The 19981-nt window shown below is 72.3% G+C and carries 24 protein-coding genes; 5 read left to right on the top strand and 19 right to left on the bottom strand.

Annotated elements, in window-relative coordinates:
• Positions 1 to 2 precede the first annotated feature (2 nt).
• Genes IE153_RS12195 through IE153_RS12180 form a run of 4 tightly spaced genes read left to right on the top strand, consistent with a single transcriptional unit; the run spans position 3 to position 4529 of the window.
• Positions 3 to 1172 (top strand): ADP-ribosylglycohydrolase family protein, encoded by a 1170-nt coding sequence (locus tag IE153_RS12195; protein ID WP_189589733.1) that lies wholly within the window; start codon positions 3 to 5, stop codon positions 1170 to 1172.
• Positions 1160 to 2521, top strand: coding sequence for an ADP-ribosylglycohydrolase family protein (locus IE153_RS12190; RefSeq protein ID WP_189589732.1), 1362 nt, complete (start codon positions 1160 to 1162; stop codon positions 2519 to 2521). Before IE153_RS12195 ends, IE153_RS12190 begins: the two co-directional genes overlap by 13 nt.
• The gene (locus IE153_RS12185; RefSeq protein ID WP_189589731.1) at positions 2518 to 3717 is read left to right on the top strand and encodes a CaiB/BaiF CoA transferase family protein; all 1200 of its coding nucleotides are present in this window, start codon (positions 2518 to 2520) and stop codon (positions 3715 to 3717) included. The genes IE153_RS12190 and IE153_RS12185 overlap by 4 nt, the downstream gene beginning before the upstream one ends.
• On the top strand, positions 3714 to 4529 hold the full coding sequence (locus IE153_RS12180; protein WP_189589730.1) for an HpcH/HpaI aldolase/citrate lyase family protein: 816 nt from the start codon (positions 3714 to 3716) through the stop codon (positions 4527 to 4529). Before IE153_RS12185 ends, IE153_RS12180 begins: the two co-directional genes overlap by 4 nt.
• A gap of 62 nt (positions 4530 to 4591) precedes the next feature.
• Here the strand turns inward: IE153_RS12180 and lgt are convergent, their stop codons facing one another.
• The 11 genes from lgt to hisI form a co-directional block, all read right to left on the bottom strand.
• Entirely contained in the window at positions 4592 to 5554 is a 963-nt protein-coding gene (gene lgt / locus IE153_RS12175) for a prolipoprotein diacylglyceryl transferase (RefSeq protein WP_189589729.1), read from the bottom strand.
• An 83-nt stretch (positions 5555 to 5637) separates the two neighbouring features.
• Complete coding sequence (locus tag IE153_RS12170; protein WP_189589728.1) at positions 5638 to 6414, bottom strand: DsbA family protein; 777 nt, start codon at positions 6412 to 6414, stop codon at positions 5638 to 5640.
• An 86-nt stretch (positions 6415 to 6500) separates the two neighbouring features.
• The gene (trpA, locus tag IE153_RS12165; RefSeq protein WP_189589727.1) at positions 6501 to 7319 is read right to left on the bottom strand and encodes a tryptophan synthase subunit alpha; all 819 of its coding nucleotides are present in this window, start codon (positions 7317 to 7319) and stop codon (positions 6501 to 6503) included.
• Entirely contained in the window at positions 7316 to 8599 is a 1284-nt protein-coding gene (trpB, locus tag IE153_RS12160; protein WP_189589726.1) for a tryptophan synthase subunit beta, read from the bottom strand. The genes trpA and trpB overlap by 4 nt, the downstream gene beginning before the upstream one ends.
• Before the next feature lie 108 nt (positions 8600 to 8707).
• Positions 8708 to 8875, bottom strand: a complete 168-nt coding sequence (gene trpM, locus IE153_RS12155) for a tryptophan biosynthesis modulator TrpM (RefSeq protein WP_184912475.1) — start codon at positions 8873 to 8875, stop codon at positions 8708 to 8710.
• Between the two features lie 21 nt (positions 8876 to 8896).
• A complete protein-coding gene (trpC, locus tag IE153_RS12150; RefSeq protein ID WP_030848367.1) occupies positions 8897 to 9706 on the bottom strand; it encodes an indole-3-glycerol phosphate synthase TrpC in 810 nt (269 codons plus the stop codon).
• A 139-nt stretch (positions 9707 to 9845) separates the two neighbouring features.
• Positions 9846 to 10280, bottom strand: a complete 435-nt coding sequence (locus tag IE153_RS12145; protein WP_189589725.1) for a DUF2752 domain-containing protein — start codon at positions 10278 to 10280, stop codon at positions 9846 to 9848.
• A 93-nt stretch (positions 10281 to 10373) separates the two neighbouring features.
• A complete protein-coding gene (locus IE153_RS12140) occupies positions 10374 to 10625 on the bottom strand; it encodes an HGxxPAAW family protein (protein ID WP_030848361.1) in 252 nt (83 codons plus the stop codon).
• Between the two features lie 110 nt (positions 10626 to 10735).
• Complete coding sequence (locus IE153_RS12135) at positions 10736 to 11377, bottom strand: TIGR02234 family membrane protein (RefSeq protein WP_189589724.1); 642 nt, start codon at positions 11375 to 11377, stop codon at positions 10736 to 10738.
• A 41-nt stretch (positions 11378 to 11418) separates the two neighbouring features.
• Complete coding sequence (locus tag IE153_RS12130; protein ID WP_189589723.1) at positions 11419 to 12900, bottom strand: anthranilate synthase component I; 1482 nt, start codon at positions 12898 to 12900, stop codon at positions 11419 to 11421.
• Positions 12901 to 12911: 11 nt separating this feature from the next.
• Positions 12912 to 13298: a phosphoribosyl-AMP cyclohydrolase gene (gene hisI / locus IE153_RS12125; protein WP_189589722.1), complete on the bottom strand. Its 387-nt coding sequence runs from the start codon at positions 13296 to 13298 to the stop codon at positions 12912 to 12914.
• Between the two features lie 122 nt (positions 13299 to 13420).
• Here hisI and IE153_RS12120 point away from each other — a divergent pair, with 122 nt between their 5' ends.
• Entirely contained in the window at positions 13421 to 14056 is a 636-nt protein-coding gene (locus IE153_RS12120) for a TIGR03085 family metal-binding protein (protein WP_189589721.1), read from the top strand.
• 67 nt (positions 14057 to 14123) lie between these two features.
• Here the strand turns inward: IE153_RS12120 and hisF are convergent, their stop codons facing one another.
• Genes hisF through hisD form a run of 8 tightly spaced genes read right to left on the bottom strand, consistent with a single transcriptional unit; the run spans position 14124 to position 19848 of the window.
• Complete coding sequence (hisF, locus tag IE153_RS12115) at positions 14124 to 14879, bottom strand: imidazole glycerol phosphate synthase subunit HisF (RefSeq protein WP_184912460.1); 756 nt, start codon at positions 14877 to 14879, stop codon at positions 14124 to 14126.
• A 13-nt stretch (positions 14880 to 14892) separates the two neighbouring features.
• The gene (locus IE153_RS12110) at positions 14893 to 15294 is read right to left on the bottom strand and encodes a RidA family protein (RefSeq protein ID WP_031107367.1); all 402 of its coding nucleotides are present in this window, start codon (positions 15292 to 15294) and stop codon (positions 14893 to 14895) included.
• Complete coding sequence (gene priA, locus IE153_RS12105) at positions 15291 to 16016, bottom strand: bifunctional 1-(5-phosphoribosyl)-5-((5-phosphoribosylamino)methylideneamino)imidazole-4-carboxamide isomerase/phosphoribosylanthranilate isomerase PriA (protein ID WP_184912456.1); 726 nt, start codon at positions 16014 to 16016, stop codon at positions 15291 to 15293. Before priA ends, IE153_RS12110 begins: the two co-directional genes overlap by 4 nt.
• Entirely contained in the window at positions 16013 to 16654 is a 642-nt protein-coding gene (gene hisH, locus IE153_RS12100; RefSeq protein WP_189589992.1) for an imidazole glycerol phosphate synthase subunit HisH, read from the bottom strand. Before hisH ends, priA begins: the two co-directional genes overlap by 4 nt.
• An 8-nt stretch (positions 16655 to 16662) precedes the next feature.
• Entirely contained in the window at positions 16663 to 16827 is a 165-nt protein-coding gene (locus IE153_RS12095) for a CG2302 family histidine operon protein (protein WP_003989585.1), read from the bottom strand.
• On the bottom strand, positions 16824 to 17417 hold the full coding sequence (gene hisB, locus IE153_RS12090; protein ID WP_189589720.1) for an imidazoleglycerol-phosphate dehydratase HisB: 594 nt from the start codon (positions 17415 to 17417) through the stop codon (positions 16824 to 16826). Before hisB ends, IE153_RS12095 begins: the two co-directional genes overlap by 4 nt.
• On the bottom strand, positions 17414 to 18526 hold the full coding sequence (locus IE153_RS12085) for a histidinol-phosphate transaminase (protein ID WP_189589719.1): 1113 nt from the start codon (positions 18524 to 18526) through the stop codon (positions 17414 to 17416). The genes hisB and IE153_RS12085 overlap by 4 nt, the downstream gene beginning before the upstream one ends.
• Positions 18523 to 19848, bottom strand: coding sequence for a histidinol dehydrogenase (gene hisD / locus IE153_RS12080; protein WP_189589718.1), 1326 nt, complete (start codon positions 19846 to 19848; stop codon positions 18523 to 18525). The genes IE153_RS12085 and hisD overlap by 4 nt, the downstream gene beginning before the upstream one ends.
• Positions 19849 to 19981 lie beyond the last annotated feature (133 nt).

Here is a 19981-nt window from a genome sequence, read left to right as displayed (position 1 = left end):
CCATGCAGCCCAAAACCCACCAAAACGCCCCGCTGGACGAGCGGATCGCCGGAGCCCTGGTCGGGGCGGCGGTCGGCGACGCGCTCGGCGGCCCCGTCGAGGGCTACTCGCCCGAGCAGATCCTCGAACGCCATGGCGGCCGCGTGCACGGCGTCGTCGGCCCCTGGCACGGCGACGACTGGCGCACGGCCCGCCCCCTCGCCCCGTACCACAAGGGCGACGGCCACGTCACCGACGACACCCTGATGACCCACGCGCTGGTCCGCGTCTACGCCCGGGTCCGCGACCACCTCGACGCCTACGCCATCGCCGACCATCTGGTCCCGGACCTGATGACGGAGCCGCGCTGGATCCCGGAACTGGAGAGCGAGGCCCTCCCCCTCCAGCGGATCTTCCTGGCGGAGAAGTGGCTGGTGACGCGGATCCACTACGGCCATGCCGACCCGCGCGAGGCCGGCACCGGCAACATCGTCAACTGCGGCGCGGCGATGTACATGGCGCCCGTCGGCCTGATCAACGCGGCCGACCCACGGGCGGCGTACGCCGAGGCCCTCGACATCGCCGGCGCGCACCAGTCGTCGTACGGCCGTGAGGCGGCCGGTGTCCTGGCCGCGGCGGTGGCGGCGGCGTGCACCCCGGGCGCGACGCCGGACTCGGTCGTCTCGGCGTGTCTCGCCCTCGCGAAGGACGGCACCCGGGCCGCGATCGAGCGGGTCTGCGAAGAGGCGGCCCGCCACACGGACTTCGAGTCGGCACTGCGCCCGCTGCGCGAGGCGGTGACCCCCTACGACACGGTCGGCCCCGACTACCGGGCCCCCTCGCTCGGCGCCCGCCGCCCGTCCCGCCTGCACGCTATCGAGGAACTGCCCGTCGCTCTGGGCATGTTGCTCGTGGCGCGGGGCGACTACCGTCACGCGGTCCTCGGCGCGGTGAACTACGGCCGCGACTGCGACTCCATCGCCACGATGGCCGGAGCCGTGGCCGGGGCCCTGGGCTCACCGGTCCCGGAAGAGTGGGCCAAGACGGTCGCGGAGGCAAGCCGCCTGGACCTCTGGGAACCGGCGGCCACCCTCACCGCCGTGACCCGCGAGATCTTCGACCGGGACGTGGCCCGCCGCCGCACCCACGAGCAGGCCTTCGCGTCCCTCGGAGGCCCGGCATGCTCCGGCTGACCTGGGTCCAGCCGGAGGACCTGCTCGGCCACGAGCTCCGCCAGGCGGCCCAGGACGGCCGCGAGCCGAAGGCGGTCGCGGCCCGCTGGCGAGCGGCGGGCGGCCCCGAGGCCCCGGCCACCGCGGGCGCGTCCCCCACGCCGGCGTCCCGCTACCTCCGTCAGCTGGCGGAAGACCTCCTGGACGAACTGGCCGATCTGCCGAGCGCGTTGGCGGACGACGAACCCACGGACCTGGCCAGGATCCGGTCCGCCTGCCCCGACTGGCCGGAGCCGGTGGGCACCCCGGCCACCACCCCGCACGCCCTGGAAGCCGCCTGGCTCGGCCGCGCCACCGGCTGCCTCCTCGGCAAACCGGTCGAGAAGCTCCCCCTCGACGCCATCCGCCGACTCGCCCGGGCCACCGGCAACTGGCCCCTCACCACCTACTTCACCGCCCGGGGCGTCCCGGAGGAACTCCTCGCGCGGCACCCCTGGAACCGCCGCTCGGCGCCCACCTCCCTTGCCGAGAACATCGACGGCATGCCCGAGGACGACGACCTCAACTACCCCCTGATCAACCTCGTCCTCCTGCAACGCCACGGCAGGACGTTCACCACCACGGACGTGGCCCGCACCTGGCTCGACGAGCTCCCCGCCGGCCGCACGTTCACCGCCGAACGCATCGCCTACCGCAACCTCCTCTCCGGCCTGGAGCCTCCGCGCACCGCCCGCCACCGCAACCCGTTCCGCGAATGGATCGGCGCCCTGATCCGCGCGGACGTCCACGGCTGGACCAACCCCGGCCACCCGGCCGCGGCAGCCGAACAGGCCCACCGGGACGCGACCCTCACGCACACCGCCAACGGCGTCTACGCGGCGATGTTCACGGCGGCCACCATCGCCACGGCGGCCACCGGCGACCACGACGTCCACACCTGCCTGCGCACCGGTCTCGCCGTCGTCCCCCCGCGCTCCCGCCTGGCCCGAGCCGTCCGGCAGGCCGTGCGACTCGCGCACGAGCACGCGGACTTCGAGTCGGTCGTCGACGCACTCCACGCCACCCACGCCGGCACCCACCACTGGGTGCACGCCGTCCCCAACACCGCCCTGATCGCCGCCGCCCTCACCCACGCGCACGGCGACTTCGCCGGCTCCATCTGCCGTGCCGTCAGCGGCGGCTGGGACACCGACTCGGGCGGCGCCACGGCCGGCTCCGTCGCCGGACTGCTGGCCGGGCACCCCGCGGCGCTCCCCGACAGCTGGACGGCGCCCCTGAAGAACCGGCTGGCCACCTCCATCGGCGACTTCGACGGCATCGGCTTCGACACCCTCGCCCACCTCACGCACCGGGAGACCTGCCGCCCATGACCGCGTCCACGACCGCGCCCCTCACCGGCCTCCGCGTCCTCGACCTCGCCACCCTCTTCGCCGGCCCGATGGCCGCCACCCTGCTCGGCGACTTCGGCGCCGAGGTCGTCAAGATCGAGCACCCGGGCAAGCCGGACCCCTCCCGCGGCCACGGTCCGTCGAAGGACGGCGTGGGCCTGTGGTGGAAGATGCTCGGCCGCAACAAGCGGACCATGACCCTGGACCTGTCGAAGCCCGGCGGCCGCGCCACCCTCCTGCGCCTGGCCGCCACCACCGACGTGATCATCGAGAACTTCCGCCCCGGCACCCTGGAGAAGTGGGACCTGGGCTGGCCGGAGCTGTCGGCCGTCAACCCCCGCCTGGTCCTGGCCCGTGTCACCGGCTTCGGCCAGTTCGGCCCCTACGCTCATCGCCCCGGCTTCGGCACCCTCGCCGAGGCGATGAGCGGCTTCGCCGCGATGACCGGCGAACCGGACTCGCCCCCGACCCTCCCGCCGTTCGGCCTGGCCGACTCCATCGCGGGCCTGACGACGGCGTACGCGGTGATGACGGCGCTCGCCGCCCGCGAGCGCACCGGTGAGGGCCAGGTCGTCGACATGGCCCTGATCGAGCCGATCCTGGCCGCCCTCGGCCCCCAGCCCCTCTGGTACGACCAACTCGGCCATGTGCAGCCCCGCACCGGCAACCGCTCCCCCAACAACGCCCCGCGCGGCGTCTACCGCACCGCGGACGGCACCTGGGTCGCCGTCTCCACCTCGGCGCAGTCGGTCGCGGAACGCGTGATGCACCTGGTCGGGCGCCCGGAACTGATCGACGAGCCCTGGTTCGCCTCGGGCGCCGAGCGCGCCCGGCACGCGGACGTCCTGGACGAGGCGGTCGGCGGCTGGATCGCCGCGCGCACCCGCACCGACGTCATGGCCGCCTTCGAGAAGGCCGAGGCGGCGGTGGCCCCGGTCCAGGACGTCCGGGACGTGATGGCGGACCCGCAGTACCAGGCCCTGGGCACCATCACCACCGTCGACGACCCCGAACTCGGCCCGCTGCGGATGCAGAACGTCCTCTTCCGGCTCTCCGCCACGCCCGGCGCGATCCGCTGGGCCGGCCGCCCGCACGGCGCCGACACCGAGGAGATCCTGACCGAGCTGGGCCTGACCCCGGACGACGTCACGGCACTGCGCGCGGAGGGCGCCCTGTGACGGCGTACCCGCTCACCTGGCTCTACGCCCCGGGTGACCGCCCTCAGGTGGTCGCGAAGGCCCTGGCCTCCGGCGCCGACGTTGTCGTCGTCGACCTGGAGGACGCGGTCGCCTCCGACCGCAAGGACTACGCCCGCGCCGCCACCGCCGACCTGCTCGAACACCCGCCGGCCGTCCCGGTCCATGTCCGTGTCAACGCCCTGGACAGCCCCTGGGGCGAGCGCGACATCGCGGCCCTGGCCCCGGCTCCCGGGCTCTCCGGTCTCCGCCTCGCCAAGATCACCTCACCCGCCGAGGTCGCCCACGTGGCACGCCGGGCCGCTCGGGCCGACCTGTACGCCCTGCTGGAGACGGCCCTCGCCGTGGAGCAGGCGTACGCCATCGCCGGCGCCCATCCGAACCTGCGCGGCATCGCACTCGGTGAAGCCGACCTGCGGGCCGATCTCGGTGTGCGCGACGACAGCGGCCTCGACTGGCCCCGCTCCCGGGTGGTCGTGGCGGCCCGGGCCGCCGGTCTGCCCCCTCCTCCCCAGTCCGTCCACCCGGACACCCGCGACCTGGACGGGCTGGCGGCCTCCTGCGCCCACGGCCGCGCCCTGGGGTTCCTCGGCCGGGCCGCGATCCACCCCCGTCAGCTCGCGGTGATCGAACGCGCCTATCTGCCCACCGAGGCGGAGATCGAGCGGGCGGAGACGGTGCTCAAGGCCGCCGCCACGGATCGGGGCGCCCAGGCCCTGCCGGACGGCCGCTTCGTCGACGCGGCGGTGGTGACTGCGGCCCAGCGCACCCTGTCCCTGGCACGCCGACGCTGACATGCCGAGAGCGCCCGGGGAGATCTCCCCGGGCGCTCTCGGTTCGTCACGTGTGCGGGTCGTCAGGTCTTCTTGCCCGACCCGGCCTCGTCCTTGGCGTCCGCCTCGGCTTCGGCCTCGTTCTCGTTCCCGTCGTCCTTGCCCGCGTCCGCGGACGTACCGGTGTCCTCGGACTTCTCGCCGCCGTCGGCGTCGTCACCGGAGGTCACGGCGCCCGGCTCCACGACGTCCTCCCGCCCGGGCCGCTTCTTGGACGACACGACCAGGTAGGTCACCGCGAGCAGGAACACCAGGATCGCGGTCCAGACGTTCAGCCGGAGGCCCGCGATGTGGTGGGCGTCGTCGACGCGCATGTACTCGATCCACGCCCGGCCCGTGCAGTACGCGGCGACGTACAGCGCGAACGCCCGGCCGTGTCCGAGGCGGAAGCGGCGGTCCGCCCAGATGACGAGGAACGCCACACCGATGCACCACAGCGACTCGTAGAGGAACGTCGGGTGGTACGTGCCCGGCACCCGCCCGTCCGACGAGGAGGTGATCTCCAGGGCCCACGGCAGATCGGTGGGCTTGCCGTACAGCTCCTGGTTGAACCAGTTGCCCCAGCGGCCGATCGCCTGCGCGAAGGCGATGCCGGGGGCGATGGCGTCGGCGTACGCGGGCAGCGGGATGCCACGGCGGCGGCAGCCGATCCACGCGCCCACCGCGCCGAGTGCGATCGCGCCCCAGATACCGAGGCCGCCCTCCCAGATCTTGAAGGCGTCCACCCAGTCACGGCCCTCGCTGAAGTACAGCTCGTAGTCCGTGATCACGTGGTAGAGCCGGCCGCCGACGAGACCGAAGGGCACGGCCCAGACGGCGATGTCGGCCACCGTGCCGGCCCGCCCGCCCCGGGCGATCCAGCGCTTGTTGCCGAGCCAGACCGCGACGAAGACGCCGATGATGATGCAGAACGCGTAGCCGCGCAGCGGAATGGGGCCGAGGTACAGCACCCCGCGTGACGGGCTGGGAATGAAGGCAAGTTCCATGGCAAGGTCGACGCTACCGTGCCGCACCGGGCCCGCGGCAGGCAGCCCGGCTACGGGTCCATAACGGGGGCGTGAGAAGACCCTTACTCCTTGTTCGCCTCCTGCACCATCTGCTTCAGCTTGGCCGGGGTCATCGTCCGGTCCTGGTAGATGTTGTTGCCGTCGAACAGCACGGTCGGCGTGCCCGAGAAGCCGCCCTTGTTGAAGGCCTGGTGGGACTTGGCGACCCAGCCGTTGTGCGTGCCCTTCTCGACGCAGGTGCGGAAGGCGGGGGTGTCCAGACCGTCGACCTTGCCGGCCAGCTCGATCAGCTTGGCGTTGTCCGCGTAGGCGTCGTCGACCTCCGAGGGCTGGTTGTCGAAGAGCACGTCGTGGTACGCGGGGAACTTCCCGGCGTCCTGGGCGCAGGCCGCGGCGTTGGCGGCGTTGCGGGAGCCCGTGCCGCGCATGTTGCCGTCGATCAGGGTGACCAGGTGGTACTCGACCCTCAGCTCGCCTGCGTTCGTCAACTCGTGGATCACCGGCCGGTACGCCGTCTCGAAGGACTTGCACGCGGGGCAGCGGAAGTCCTCCCACACCGTGAGCGTGGACTTGGCGCTGTCCTTGCCGACCGGGATGGCCAGGCTGTCCTTGCCCTGGGCCCCCGAGGGCGCCACGACCGGGCCCGAGGCCTCGCTGTCGTCGTCCTTGCCGGCGTTGGCCGCGACGACGCCGATCACGGCCGCGAGTCCCAGGACGGCGACGACGGCCCCGCCCACGATCAGCGCGCGCCGGCGCTTGTCCGCGGACTTCTGCTTCTCGCGCTCGACCGCCAGCTTCTCCCGGGCGGTGCGCTTTCCCTCACGGTTCTTCTCGCTCACACCCCGGAAACGAACCGGGGAGGCGCAGCGCGCCTCCCCGGCCTCAGGTCCACCCGTACGAGGGACCGGTATGACTTCCGGCGTTCTTACGCCTGTCCGCGCACGCCCTTGGCGAGGTCACCGGCGAGCGCGCGCACGGCCTCGACACCGGCCGCGTCGTCCGGGGCGTCCAGCATGGCCTTGACGAAGGCCGAGCCGACGATCACGCCGTCGGCGAAGCGCGCGACCTCGGCGGCCTGGGCGGGGTTGGAGACGCCGAGCCCGACGCAGACCGGCAGGTCCGTCCCCGTGGCCCGGGTGCGTTCCACCAGGTCCTGGGCCTGATTGCTGACGCTGGCGCGGGTTCCGGTGACGCCCATGAGGGAGGCGGCGTAGACGAAGCCGGTGCCCGCCGCGGTGATCTGCGCGAGCCGCTCGTCCTTGCTGCTGGGGGCGACGACGAAGACGGTGGCGAGACCGTGCTTCTCCGCGTGCTCCCTCCACAGCGCCGACTCCTGCACGGGCAGGTCGGGCAGGATGCACCCGGCGCCGCCCGCCTCGGCGAGCTCGGCGGTGAACCGCTCGACGCCGTAGCGGTCGATGGGGTTCCAGTACGTCATGACGAGGATCGGCTTGCCGGTGGCGGCGTGCGCCTCGCGGACCGTGCGCATCACGTCGGCGATCCGCACGCCGCCGCGCAGGGCGATGTCGTCGGCCGTCTGGATGACGGGGCCGTCGAGGACGGGGTCGCTGTGCGGCAGGCCCACCTCGACGACGTCGGCGCCGCCGTCGATGACGGCCTTGATCGCCTCGATGCCGCCGTCCACGGTCGGGAACCCGGCCGGGAGGTAGGCGATGAGGGCGGAGCGCCCTTCGGACTTGGCCGCGGCGAGGGTGTCGCTCAACAGCCGGATGTTCCCGCTCACTTGGCGTCCCCCTCGATCTCGGCGGTGCCGGAGGCGTCCTCGGCGACCTCGGCGTCGGTGTCGTACAGGCCGAAGTAGCGCGCGGCGGTGTCCATGTCCTTGTCGCCGCGGCCGGACAGGTTGACCACGATCAGCCCGTCCTTGCCGAGCTCCTTGCCGACCTCCAGGGCACCGGCCAGCGCGTGGGCGCTCTCGATGGCCGGGATGATGCCCTCGGTGCGCGACAGCAGGCGCAGGGCCTGCATGGCCGCGTCGTCGGTGACCGCGCGGTACTCGCCGCGGCCGGAGTCCTTCAGGTACGAGTGCTCCGGGCCGATGCCCGGGTAGTCCAGACCGGCCGAGATGGAGTACGGCTCGGTGATCTGGCCCTCGTCGTCCTGGAGGACGTAGGAGCGGGAGCCGTGCAGGATGCCGGGCTCGCCCGCGGTCAGGGTGGCCGCGTGCTCGCCGGTCTCGACGCCGTGCCCGGCCGGTTCGCAGCCGATGAGGCGGACGTCGGTGTCGGGGATGAAGGCGTGGAAGAGGCCGATGGCGTTGGAGCCGCCGCCGACGCAGGCGACGGCCGCGTCGGGCAGGCGTCCGGCGCGCTCCAGGAGCTGGCGGCGGGCCTCGACGCCGATGACCCGGTGGAAGTCGCGGACCATCGCCGGGAAGGGGTGCGGTCCGGCGACGGTACCGAAGAGGTAGTGGGTGTGGTCGACGTTGGCGACCCAGTCGCGGAAGGCCTCGTTGATGGCGTCCTTCAGCGTGCGGCTGCCGGACTTCACGGCGATGACCTCGGCGCCGAGCATGCGCATGCGGGCGACGTTGAGGGCCTGGCGCTGGGTGTCGATCTCGCCCATGTAGATGGTGCACTCGAGGCCGAACAGCGCACAGGCGGTGGCCGTGGCCACGCCGTGCTGGCCGGCGCCCGTCTCGGCGATGACCCGGGTCTTGCCCATGCGCTTGGTGAGCAGGGCCTGGCCGAGGACGTTGTTGATCTTGTGGGAGCCGGTGTGGTTGAGGTCTTCCCGCTTCAGGAAGATCCGTGCGCCACCGGCGTGTTCGGCGAACCTCGGCACCTCGGTGAGGGAGCTGGGGCGGCCGGTGTAGTTGACCAGGAGGTCGTCGAGTTCCTTGGCGAACTCGGGGTCGTGCTTGGCCTTGTCGTACTCGACGGCGACCTCGTCGACCGCGGCGACGAGGGCCTCCGGGATGAACTTGCCGCCGAAGGCCCCGAAGTAGCCTTCGGGGTTGGGCGATTGACCCTCGGGGTCGGGGATGAAGAACTGGCTGGGCATGCGAATACCTCACGGTGAGTGTGTGTGGAATGCACTAATCGCCGTGGGAGCGAGGACTACCTGTCGGCTGCGGGCCCGTTGGGGCTGGTCGCGCAGTTCCCCGCGCCCCTAAAGGGCGCGCTGCCATCGCATGCCGTTGACCTGCCCGGGTTCGTCGCCGATGACGTACCGGACGCGGCGGCCGTGGATCCGGCGGGCCGGTGCACGGCAGCCGCGGGGGCGGCAGCCGCGCGCGAGGCGGGCGTACCGGTCCACGGTCGTCATGGTGGGAGTCATCGGGGCAAGCCTAGCGGGTGATCAGCTCCGGCCGTGCCGGAGTGCGGGGTGCTCGCCGGCCGCCACCAGGTCCGAGACCGCCGTCCTCGGGTCCTTGCCCGTGACGAGGGACTCGCCGACCAGGACCGCGTCGGCGCCGGCGTTGGCGTACGCGATGAGGTCGTGCGGGCCGCGGACGCCGGACTCGGCGATCTTGATGATGTGGTCGGGGATCTCCGGCGCCACCCGCTCGAAGGTGCCGCGGTCGACCTCGAGGGTCTTGAGGTTGCGCGCGTTGACGCCGATCACGCGGGCGCCGGCGTCGACGGCGCGCTCGACCTCGTCCTCGTCGTGCACCTCGACGAGCGGCGTGAGCCCGATGGACTCGGCGCGCTCGATGAGGGACTCCAGGGCGGGCTGGTCGAGGGCGGCGACGATCAGCAGCACGACGTCGGCGCCGTAGGCGCGGGCCTCCCACAGCTGGTACGACGTGACGATGAAGTCCTTGCGCAGCACGGGGATGTCCACCCGGGCGCGGACCGCCTCGAGGTCGGCGAGCGAGCCGCCGAAGCGGCGCTCCTCGGTGAGGACGGAGATGACGGCCGCGCCGCCCGCCTCGTAGTCCGCGGCGAGTCCGGCCGGGTCGGCGATCGCGGCCAGCGCGCCCTTGGAGGGGCTGGAGCGCTTGACCTCGCAGATGACCTTGACGCCGTCGCCGCGCAGTGCGGCCGCGCCGTCCTTGGCCGCGGGAGCCTTCGCCGCGCGCTCCTTGAGCTCGTCGAGGCTGACGCGCGCCTGCCGCTCCGCAAGGTCGGCACGGACTCCGTCGATGATCTCGTCGAGCACACTCACGCGAGCGGCCCCCTTCCAGACTCTTGACAGTTCCAGCGACCGATCGAAAACCGATGGTCACTGCGATGGTATCCGCAGCGGGGCGTAGGCCTCACATCCGGTTGACGCCGGTCCCACTACCTGGACATCCGCCTGTTGATCAAGGATGGAGCCAGCCACCGAAGGGCAGGTTCCGGACAACGGTGAAGACCAGCAGCAACGCTCCGAGGCTCCACACCAGCCCCGGGCGCGGGTCGATCCGCAGGGGGCGCCCGCGAACCGCGTGGACCACCCATACGGTCCACAGCACGGCGAAGCCCAGATAGCCGAGGGTCGCGAGCGCGTTGGCGTGCAGCGCCGCGAGGAGGTCCCCGTGGACGAAGGCGTGCGCGCTGCGCAGTCCGCCGCAGCCGGGGCAGTAGAGGCCGGTGTAACGCAGCAGCGGGCAGACGGGGTAGTGGCCGGGCTCGTTGGGGTCCACGGTGCCCACGTAGGCGAACGCGGCGGCGACGGCCGCGAGCACCCCGGCGGGGACGGCCAGGCGGCTCGGGGCGCTCTGCGTCACCCTTCGGCTCTCGGCGTTCACGGTATGCATTGTGCCCCGCACGCGCGTGAGGGGCGGTTCCGGCACCCGTGTGCCAGGCCGCCCCTCACGTGAGGACGTGCTCCGCGGATCGTGCCGCGGAGGTCAGCTCCCGGCGCCGGCCGGCTCGCGGTCGCCCGTGGTCCGGTGCGGCTGGTGCGCCTCCTTGGGCTGGCCCAGGCCCATCATCCGCATGATGCCGCCGACGACACCGCCGAGCAGCACGACCACCATGCCCGCCCAGAAGCCCACCGGCTGGTCCAGCACCATGAACGCGCCCGAGACGCAGAAACCGATGAAGGCGATCGTGACACCGGTCCAGGCGGCCGGGGTGTGACCGTGGCTGCTGCCCGCCATTGCTTGCTCCTCGTTGCTGTGTGCGTGTCTGAGCAGGACGCTCGGGGCCATTGTCCCGCACGCGCGCCCGCGGGGTGAGCGGGGGTGCTCCACCGCTCCCCCGGGTGGGCTCAGGCCCCGGTCGGGTCCTCGCCGCGGTCGAGTGCCTTCCACAGGTCCTCGGGCCGGTCGGGGTCGACGGCGGGGGCCTTGCGGCGCGGCTGCGGCGTCGCGCCGCGCTCGTAGCGGCCGGACATGGCGGGCCACAGCCGGCCGTAGCGCAGGGCGAGCAGTCCGGCCACGAGGATCAGGACACCGCCGACGACCGCGACGTACGGCCAGGCGGTGTGGCTGAGGGCGTCGACGGAGGCCGAGGCGTCGCCGGAGGCCTGGGCGGCCTGCTCGTCGAGCGCGGAGCTGTCGGAGGCGCCGAGCAGGGCCGCGGCGACGATGCCGACGCCGGAGAGCGCGAGCAGCGCGGCGACGACGAAGCGGCCGGCGCGGCGGACGGCGAACACGGCGACGAGCGCGGCGAGGCCCACTATGGCGAGCGCCGCGGGAACACCCGTGACGTCGCTGCCCTTGGCGGTCAGGGGGAAGGCGCCACCGGCCACCGTCGCGGTGCCCTGCGACCATTGCTGCCGGGTGGCGAGCAGCGCCACGGCGGCGCCGAGCGCGCCGCTCAGCAGCGCGACGGCGAGGCTCAGGCGGCCGGCCCGGGCGGATCCGGGGGCTTCGGAACGGGGGTGAGGTACAGCAGTCACGCGTCCCACTATCGCCTGAACCCCGGGCGAACCGTCACCCGGGGTTCATCTCAGGCCTTTCCCAGCCGGTTCGCCGTGTGGACGGCCCGCAGCACCGCGGCCGCCTTGTTGCGGCATTCGGTGTCCTCGGCGACCGGGTCGGAGTCGGCGACGATGCCCGCCCCGGCCTGGACGTAGGCGGTGCCGTCCCGCAGGAGGGCGGTGCGGATGGCGATGGCGGTGTCGGAGTCGCCGGCGAAGTCGAGGTAGCCGACGCAGCCGCCGTAGAGGCCGCGCCGGGAGGGTTCGAGTTCGTCGATGATCTGCATGGCGCGGGGCTTCGGGGCACCGGAGAGGGTGCCGGCCGGGAAGCAGGCCGTGAGGACGTCGAAGGCGGTGCGGCCCTGGGCGACGCGGCCCGTCACCGTCGAGACGATGTGCATGACGTGCGAGTACCGCTCGACGGACATGAAGTCCACCACCTCGACCGAGCCCGGCTCGCAGACCCGCCCCAGGTCGTTGCGGCCCAGGTCGACGAGCATGAGGTGCTCGGCGCGCTCCTTGGGGTCGGCGAGCAGTTCCTCGGCGAGGGCCTGGTCCTCCTGCGGGGTGGCGCCGCGCCAGCGGGTGCCGGCGATGGGGTGGACCATGGCCCGGCCGTCCTCGACCTTGACCAGGGCCTCGGGGGACGAACCGACGACGTCGAACCCGTCGAAGCGGAACAGGTACATGTACGGGGACGGGTTGGTGGCCCGCAGGACCCGGTAGACGTCCAGCGCGCTCGCCGTGCACGGGGTCTCGAAGCGCTGGGAGGGGACCACCTGGAAGGCCTCACCGGCGCGGATGCGCTCCTTGATGTCCTCGACGGCCACCTGGAAGTCGGGGCCGCCCCACAGCGCGGTGTACTCGGGGAGCTCGGAGGGCGGGAGAACCGCCGGGGGCTGGGCGACCGGGCGGGAGAGGTCGGCCTCCATGGCGTCGAGGCGGGCGACGGCGTCGGCGTGGGCCTCGTCGACGCCGGTCTCCAGGTCGTTGTGGTTGATCGCGTTGGCGATCAGCAGGACCGAGCCCTCCCAGTGGTCCATGACGGCCAGGTCGCTGGTGAGGAGCATGGTCAGCTCGGGCAGCTTCAGGTCGTCGCGCTCGCCGGGGCCGATCTTCTCCAGGCGGCGGACGATGTCGTAGCCGAGGTAGCCGACCATGCCGCCGGTGAAGGGCGGCATGCCCTCCTGGTGGGGCGTGTGCAGGGCCTCGATGGTGGCGCGCAGGGCGGCGAGGGGGTCGCCGTCCGTGGGGACGCCGACGGGCGGGGCGCCGAGCCAGTGGGCCTGCCCGTCCCGTGCGGTCAGGGTGGCCGCGGACCGCACGCCCACGAAGGAGTACCGGGACCACGAGCGGCCGTTCTCCGCGGATTCCAGCAGGAACGTGCCGGGGCGCTCGGCGGCGAGCTTGCGGTAGAGCGCGACCGGGGTGTCGCCGTCGGCGAGGAGCTTGCGGGTGACGGGGATGACCCGCCGGTCGGTGGCGAGCTTGCGGAAGGTCTCGAGGTCCATGGCCGCTGACCTTACTGATCCGTGGCGGAGCCGGCGGGACCGCCGTCCTTGAGGAGCACGTCCTCGTCGAAACAGGTGCGCGCGCCGGTGTGGCAGGCGGCGCCGACCTGGTCGACCTTGACGAGCACGGTGTCGGCGTCGCAGTCCAGCGCGACGGACTTCACCCACTGGAAGTGACCGGAGGTGTCGCCCTTGACCCAGTACTCGCCGCGGCTGCGCGACCAGTACGTGCACCGGCCGGTGGTCAGGGTGCGGTGCAGCGCCTCGTCGTCCATCCAGCCGAGCATCAGCACCTCTCCGGTGTCGTACTGCTGGGCGATGGCGGGCAGGAGACCGTCGGGGCTGCGCTTGAGGCGCGCGGCGATCTCCGGGTCGAGGTGACTGGGCGTGCTGGTCATGCCGTCCATTGTGCCGCGCGCCGGCGGCAGGCCAGGTCGGGTGTCCACTGGACGGACCGGTCCCCCGACCGTTGACGGCACGTCCGCTGGGCTGACCGGCAGGCCGGTCGTAGGCTGGCCGCATGTCGACCCATGCCAAGCGTGAACGACTTCTCCTCGCCGACCTGTTGGAGACCGCGGGCCCGGACGCGCCCACCCTGTGCGAGGGCTGGGCCACCCGGGACCTCGCCGCGCACGTGGTGGTGCGCGAGCGCCGTCCGGACGCCGCCGGCGGGATGCTGATCAAGCAGCTCGCGTCTCGCCTGGACAAGGTGATGGCGGAGTACACCGACAAGCCGTACGAGGAGCTGATCCAGCTGATCCGTACGGGCCCCCCGCGTTTCTCGCCCTTCTCCCTCAAGCCGGTCGACGAGGCGTCGAACATCATCGAGTTCTACGTCCACACCGAGGACGTCCGCCGCGCCCAGCCCGACTGGTCCCCGCGCGACCTCGACCCGGTCTTCCAGGACGCCCTGTGGTCCCGCCTGGAGCGCACCGCCCGACTGATGGGCCGCGGTGTGCCGACGGGCCTGGTCCTTCGCCGCCCCGACGGCCAGACGGCGGTGGCCCACCGCGGCACCCCGGTGGTCACCGTGACCGGCGAGCCGTCCGAACTGGTCCTGTTCTCCTACGGCCGTCAGAGCGCGGCCAAGGTCGAGCTGGACGGTGACGAGAACGCGATCACGAAGCTGCACGAGTCGAAGCAGCTCGGGATCTGAGGGATCCGAGGGACGGGCGAGAGCCCCGGCCGCGCCACGCGGCCGGGGCTCTCGTCAGACGGGGGCGTCACCGCACCGGGTGCCCCGCCTCCCGCAGCGTCTCCTTGACCTGGCCGATGCGCAGGTCGCCGAAGTGGAACACCGAGGCCGCCAGGACCGCGTCCGCGCCCGCCTCGACGGCCGGGGGGAAGTCGGTCAGCCTGCCGGCGCCGCCCGAGGCGATGACCGGGACGGTGACGTGCTTGCGTACGGCCCGGATCATCTCCAGGTCGTAGCCGTCCTTGGTGCCGTCGGCGTCCATCGAGTTGAGCAGGATCTCACCGGCGCCCAGTTCGGCGGCCCGGTGGGCCCACTCGACGGCGTCGATGCCGGTGCCCTTGCGGCCTCCGTGGGTGGTGACCTCGAAGGAGCCCGACTCGGTGCGGCGGGCGTCGACCGACAGCACCAGCACCTGACGGCCGAAACGCTCGGCGATCTCGCGGATCAGGTCGGGGCGGGCGATCGCGGCCGTGTTGACGCCGACCTTGTCCGCACCGGCGCGCAGCAGCTTGTCCACGTCCTCGGCCGTGCGGACGCCGCCGCCGACCGTGAGCGGGATGAACACCTGCTCGGCCGTGCGGCGCACCACGTCGTACGTGGTCTCGCGGTTGCCCGACGAGGCGGTGATGTCCAGGAACGTCAGCTCGTCCGCGCCCTCGGCGTCGTACACCTTGGCCATCTCGACGGGGTCGCCCGCGTCGCGCAGGTTCTGGAAGTTGACGCCCTTGACGACCCGGCCGTTGTCCACGTCCAGGCAGGGGATGACTCGGACCGCCAGGGTCATGAATCGTGCTCCTCTAGTGTTCCTCTGAAGGTGTCCCTCTGAATGCTTCCACTTCCACCGACACCAGGACCCGGGAGTCGATGAAGCCCTGCACGACCAGCAGGGTCGTGACCGGGCGTACGGCGTCGAACATCTCCTTGTGGGCCCGGCCCACCGCGTCGACGTCCCGGGCGTGTGCCAGGCACACACGGGTGCGGATCACGGACTCGGGCGCGAGCCCGAACTCGGCGATCGCCTCCAGGGCGGTGGTGAAGGCCACCTTGGCCTGCTCGTACGGGTCGCCCTCGCCGTAGAGCACATCGCCCTTGAACGCGGTCGTGCCCGCGACCAGCACACGGTCGCCCGCCGCGACGGCGCGTGCAAAACCGAAGGACTCTTCCCAGGGACTTCCGCTCTGCACACGCCGCACGGTCATGACGACACAGCCTCCAAGGCCTCTTCCAGGGTGAACGCCTTCGCGTACAGCGCTTTCCCGACGATGGCGCCCTCGACACCGAGCGGGACGAGGTCGGCGATGGCGCGCAGGTCGTCGAGCGAGGAGACCCCGCCGGAGGCCACGACCGGGCGGTCGGTGGCGGCGCACACGTTGCGCAGCAGTTCCAGGTTGGGGCCCTGGAGCGTGCCGTCCTTGGCGATGTCGGTGACGACGTACCGCGCGCAGCCCTCCTTGTCGAGGCGCTCCAGCGTCTCGTAGAGGTCGCCGCCGTCGCGGGTCCAGCCGCGCCCGCGCAGGGTCGTGCCGCGGACGTCGAGACCGACGGCGATCTGGTCGCCGTGCTCGGCGATGACCTTGGCGACCCACTCCGGCGTCTCCAGGGCGGCCGTGCCCAGGTTGACGCGCTTGCAGCCGGTGGCGAGGGCGGCGGCGAGGGTCTCGTCGTCGCGGATGCCGCCGGACAGCTCCACCTTGATGTCCATGGCGCGGGCGACCTCGGCGATCAGCTCGCGGTTGTTCCCGGTGCCGAAGGCGGCGTCGAGGTCGACCAGGTGCAGCCATTCGGCGCCGGAGCGCTGCCAGGCGAGGGCGGCCTCCAGCGGGGAGCCGTAGGAGGTCTCCGAGCCGGACTCGCCGTGCACCAGGCGGACGGCCTGGCCGTCCCGGACGTCGACGGCGGGGAGGAGTTCGAGCTTGCTCACAGTGTTCCGATCCAGTTGGTGAGGAGCTGGGCTCCGGCGTCGCCGGACTTCTCGGGGTGGAACTGCGTGGCCCACAGGGCGCCGTTCTCGACGGCGGCGACGAACGGCTTGCCATGGGTGGACCAGGTGACCTTGGGGGCCGTCATCGCCGGGTTGTGCGTCTCCAGCGACCAGTCGTGGACGGCGTAGGAGTGCACGAAGTAGAAGCGGGCGTCCGGGTCGAGGCCGGCGAACAGCTGCGAGCCGGGCGCCGCTTCGACGGTGTTCCAGCCCATGTGGGGCACGATCTCGGCCTGGAGCGGCTCGACCGAGCCGGGCCACTCGTCGAGGCCCTCGCTCTCCACGCCGTGCTCGATGCCGCGCGCGAAGAGGATCTGCATGCCGACGCAGATGCCCATGACCGGGCGGCCGCCGGACAGCCGCCGGTCGACGATCCAGTCGCCGCGGGCCTCGCGCAGGCCCGTCATGCAGGAGGCGAAGGCGCCGACGCCGGGGACCAGCAGGCCGTCGGCGTTCAAGGCCTCGTCGTAGTCACGCGTGATCTCGACGTCGGCACCCGCGCGGGCGAGGGCGCGCTCGGCGGAACGGACGTTGCCGAAGCCGTAGTCGAAGACGACGACCTTCTTCCGCGTCTTCACCGGGCCGCTCAATTCCACACCTCCAGCCTCACCACACCGGCCGCCAGGCACATCGCGGCGCCGATCGACAGCAGCACGATGAGGCCCTTGGGCATCTTCTGCTTGACGAAGGAGTAGATCCCGCCGACGAGGAAGAGACCGACGACGATCAGCAGGGTCGAGGTGCCGTTCACAGGGCGCCCTTCGTGGACGGGAGGATGCCGGCCGCGCGCGGGTCACGCTCGGACGCGTAGCGCAGGGCGCGGGCGAGCGCCTTGAACTGGCACTCCACGATGTGGTGCGCGTTGCGCCCGTAGGGCACGTGCACGTGCAGCGCGATCTGTGCCTGGGCCACGAAGGACTCCAGGATGTGCCGGGTCATGGTCGTGTCGTACTCGCCGATCATCGGCGCCATCTTCTCGGGCTCGGTGTGCACGAGGTAGGGGCGGCCGGACAGGTCGACGGTGACCTGGGCGAGGGACTCGTCCAGCGGGACCGTGCAGTTGCCGAAGCGGTAGATGCCGACCTTGTCGCCGAGGGCCTGCTTGAAGGCAGCGCCGAGGGCGAGGGCGGTGTCCTCGATGGTGTGGTGCGAGTCGATGTGCAGATCGCCCTCGGTCTTCACCGTGAGGTCGAACAGACCGTGCCGGCCGAGCTGGTCGAGCATGTGGTCGTAGAAGCCGACGCCGGTCTTGATGTCGGTCTTCCCGGCGCCGTCGAGGTCGATCTCGACGAGGACCGAGGTCTCCTTGGTCACCCGCTCTATGCGGCCTACGCGGCTCATGTGCTCTGCTCCTTCTTCAACTCACGTACCGCGTCGAGGAACGCGTCGTTCTCTTCGGGGGTCCCGGCGGTGACCCGGAGCCAGCCGGGCACGCCGTTGTCCCGGACCAGGACGCCCCGGTCGAGGATCTTCCGCCAGGTCTCGTGGGAGTCCGCGAACCGGCCGAACTGCACGAAGTTCGCGTCCGACGCGGTGACCTCGTAGCCGATCGCGAGCAGTTCGGTGACCAGGCGGTCCCGTTCGGTCTTCAGCTGCTCGACGTAGCCCAGCAGCGTGCCGGTGTGCTCCAGGGCGGCCAGGGCGGTCGCCTGGGTCACGGCCGACAGGTGGTAGGGCAGCCGGACGAGTTGGACGGCGTCGACGACGGCCGGGTGCGCCGCGAGGTAGCCGAGGCGCAGGCCCGCCGCGCCGAACGCCTTCGACATGGTGCGGGAGACGACGAGGTTCGGGCGGCCCGCCAGCAGCGGCAGCAGCGAGTCGCCGTGGCTGAACTCGATGTACGCCTCGTCGACGACGACCATCGACGGCTTGGCGGCCTGCGCGGCCTCGTACAGCGCGAGGACCGTCTCGGGCGGGACGGCCGTGCCGGTGGGGTTGTTGGGGGTGGTGATGAAGACGACGTCCGGCTGGTTCTCGGCGATCGCCTTCTCGGCGGCGGCGAGGTCGATGGTGAAGTCCTCGTTGCGGGGGCCGGAGATCCAGCCGGTGCCCGTGCCGCGCGAGATGAGGCCGTGCATCGAGTACGACGGCTCGAAGCCGATGGCCGTGCGGCCCGGTCCGCCGAAGGTCTGCAGCAGCTGTTGGATGACCTCGTTGGAGCCGTTGGCCGCCCAGACGTTGGCCAGGCCGACCTCGTGGCCGGAGGTGTCGGTGAGGTACTCCGCCAGCCGCGTGCGCAGCTCGACCGCGTCCCGGTCCGGGTAGCGGTTGAGGTTCCGGGCGGCTTCCCGGACCCGCTCGGCGATGCGTTCGACCAGCGGCTCGGGCAGCGGGTAGGGGTTCTCGTTGGTGTTCAGCCGTACGGGGACGTCCAGCTGGGGCGCGCCGTAGGGGGACTTGCCGCGCAGCTCGTCCCGTACGGGGAGATCGTCGATGCGTACGTCGTTCACTTGCCCTGGGGAACCTTCCAGTCGAACCTCGCCTTGATCGCCGCGCCGTGGGCCGGCAGATCCTCCGCCTCGGCCAGCGTGACCACGTGGTGCGCGACGTCGGCCAGCGCCTGGCGCGTGTAGTCGACGATGTGGATGCCGCGCAGGAAGGACTGGACGGACAGGCCCGAGGAGTGGCAGGCGCAGCCGCCGGTGGGCAGGACGTGGTTGGACCCGGCCGCGTAGTCGCCCAGCGACACGGGCGCCCAGGGGCCGATGAAGATCGCGCCGGCGTTGCGGACCCGGTCGGCCACGGCGGCGGCGTCGGCCGTCTGGATCTCCAGGTGCTCGGCGCCGTACGCGTCGACCACCTTGAGGCCCTCGTCGATGCCGTCGACCAGCACGATCGCGGACTGCCGGCCGGACAGGGCCGGGACGATCCGGTCCTCGACGTGCCGGGTGGCCGCGACCTGCGGCTCCAGTTCCTTCTCGACCGCGTCGGCGAGCTCGACGGAGTCGGTGACCAGGACGGCGGCGGCCAGAGGGTCGTGCTCGGCCTGGCTGATCAGGTCCGAGGCGACGTGCACCGGGTCGGCCGTGTCGTCGGCGAGGACCGCGATCTCGGTCGGGCCGGCCTCGGCGTCGATGCCGATCCGGCCGGTGAAGTAGCGCTTGGCGGCGGCGACCCAGATGTTGCCGGGGCCGGTGACCATGTTCGCGGGCGCGCAGGACTCGGTGCCGTAGGCGAACATCGCGACGGCCGTGGCCCCGCCGGCCGCGTAGACCTCGTCGACGCCGAGCAGCGCGCAGGCGGCGAGGATGGTCGGGTGCGGCAGGCCGCCGAACTCGGCCTGGGCGGGAGAGGCGAGCGCGACGGACTCGACGCCGGCCTCCTGGGCGGGCACCACGTTCATGATCACGGAGGACGGGTACACGGACCGGCCGCCGGGCGCGTACAGCCCGACGCGGTCGACCGGCACCCACTTCTCGGTCACGGAGCCGCCGGGCACGACCTGCGTGGTGTGCGTGGCGCGGCGCTGCGCGCGGTGGACGGTGCGGGCGCGGCGGATGGACTCCTCCAGGGCCGCGCGCACGGCCGGGTCGAGTTCCTCCAGGGCGCGGGTGAGCGCGGCGGCCGGCACCCGTACCTGATCCAGCCTGACCCCGTCGAACCGCTCGGCGAAGTCGATCAGCGCCGCGTCGCCCCGATGATGCACGTCCTCGCAGATCGGACGCACCTTCTCGAGGGCGGCCGCTACATCGAAGTCGGCTCGGGGCAGCAGGTCACGCAGGGCGGGGCCCTCGACGAGGGCGTCGCCGCGCAGATCGATTCGGGAGATCACGTGCTCAATTCTCTCAGACCCGGGTGAGGCGCCGTTCGCGCGTATCAATGGCTGATACAGAACGCCGCGGGCACCCGGAAGATCGCCTTCACGTCTTGTGTTCGGGTCGTCACACAACGGGCATGAACTGGTG

It is taken from the genome of Streptomyces massasporeus (assembly GCF_014648995.1).
Taxonomy (GTDB): domain Bacteria; phylum Actinomycetota; class Actinomycetes; order Streptomycetales; family Streptomycetaceae; genus Streptomyces; species Streptomyces massasporeus.
The sequence above is the reverse complement of the archived record's forward strand: the minus strand, read 5'-3'. Positions and strand labels throughout refer to the sequence as shown.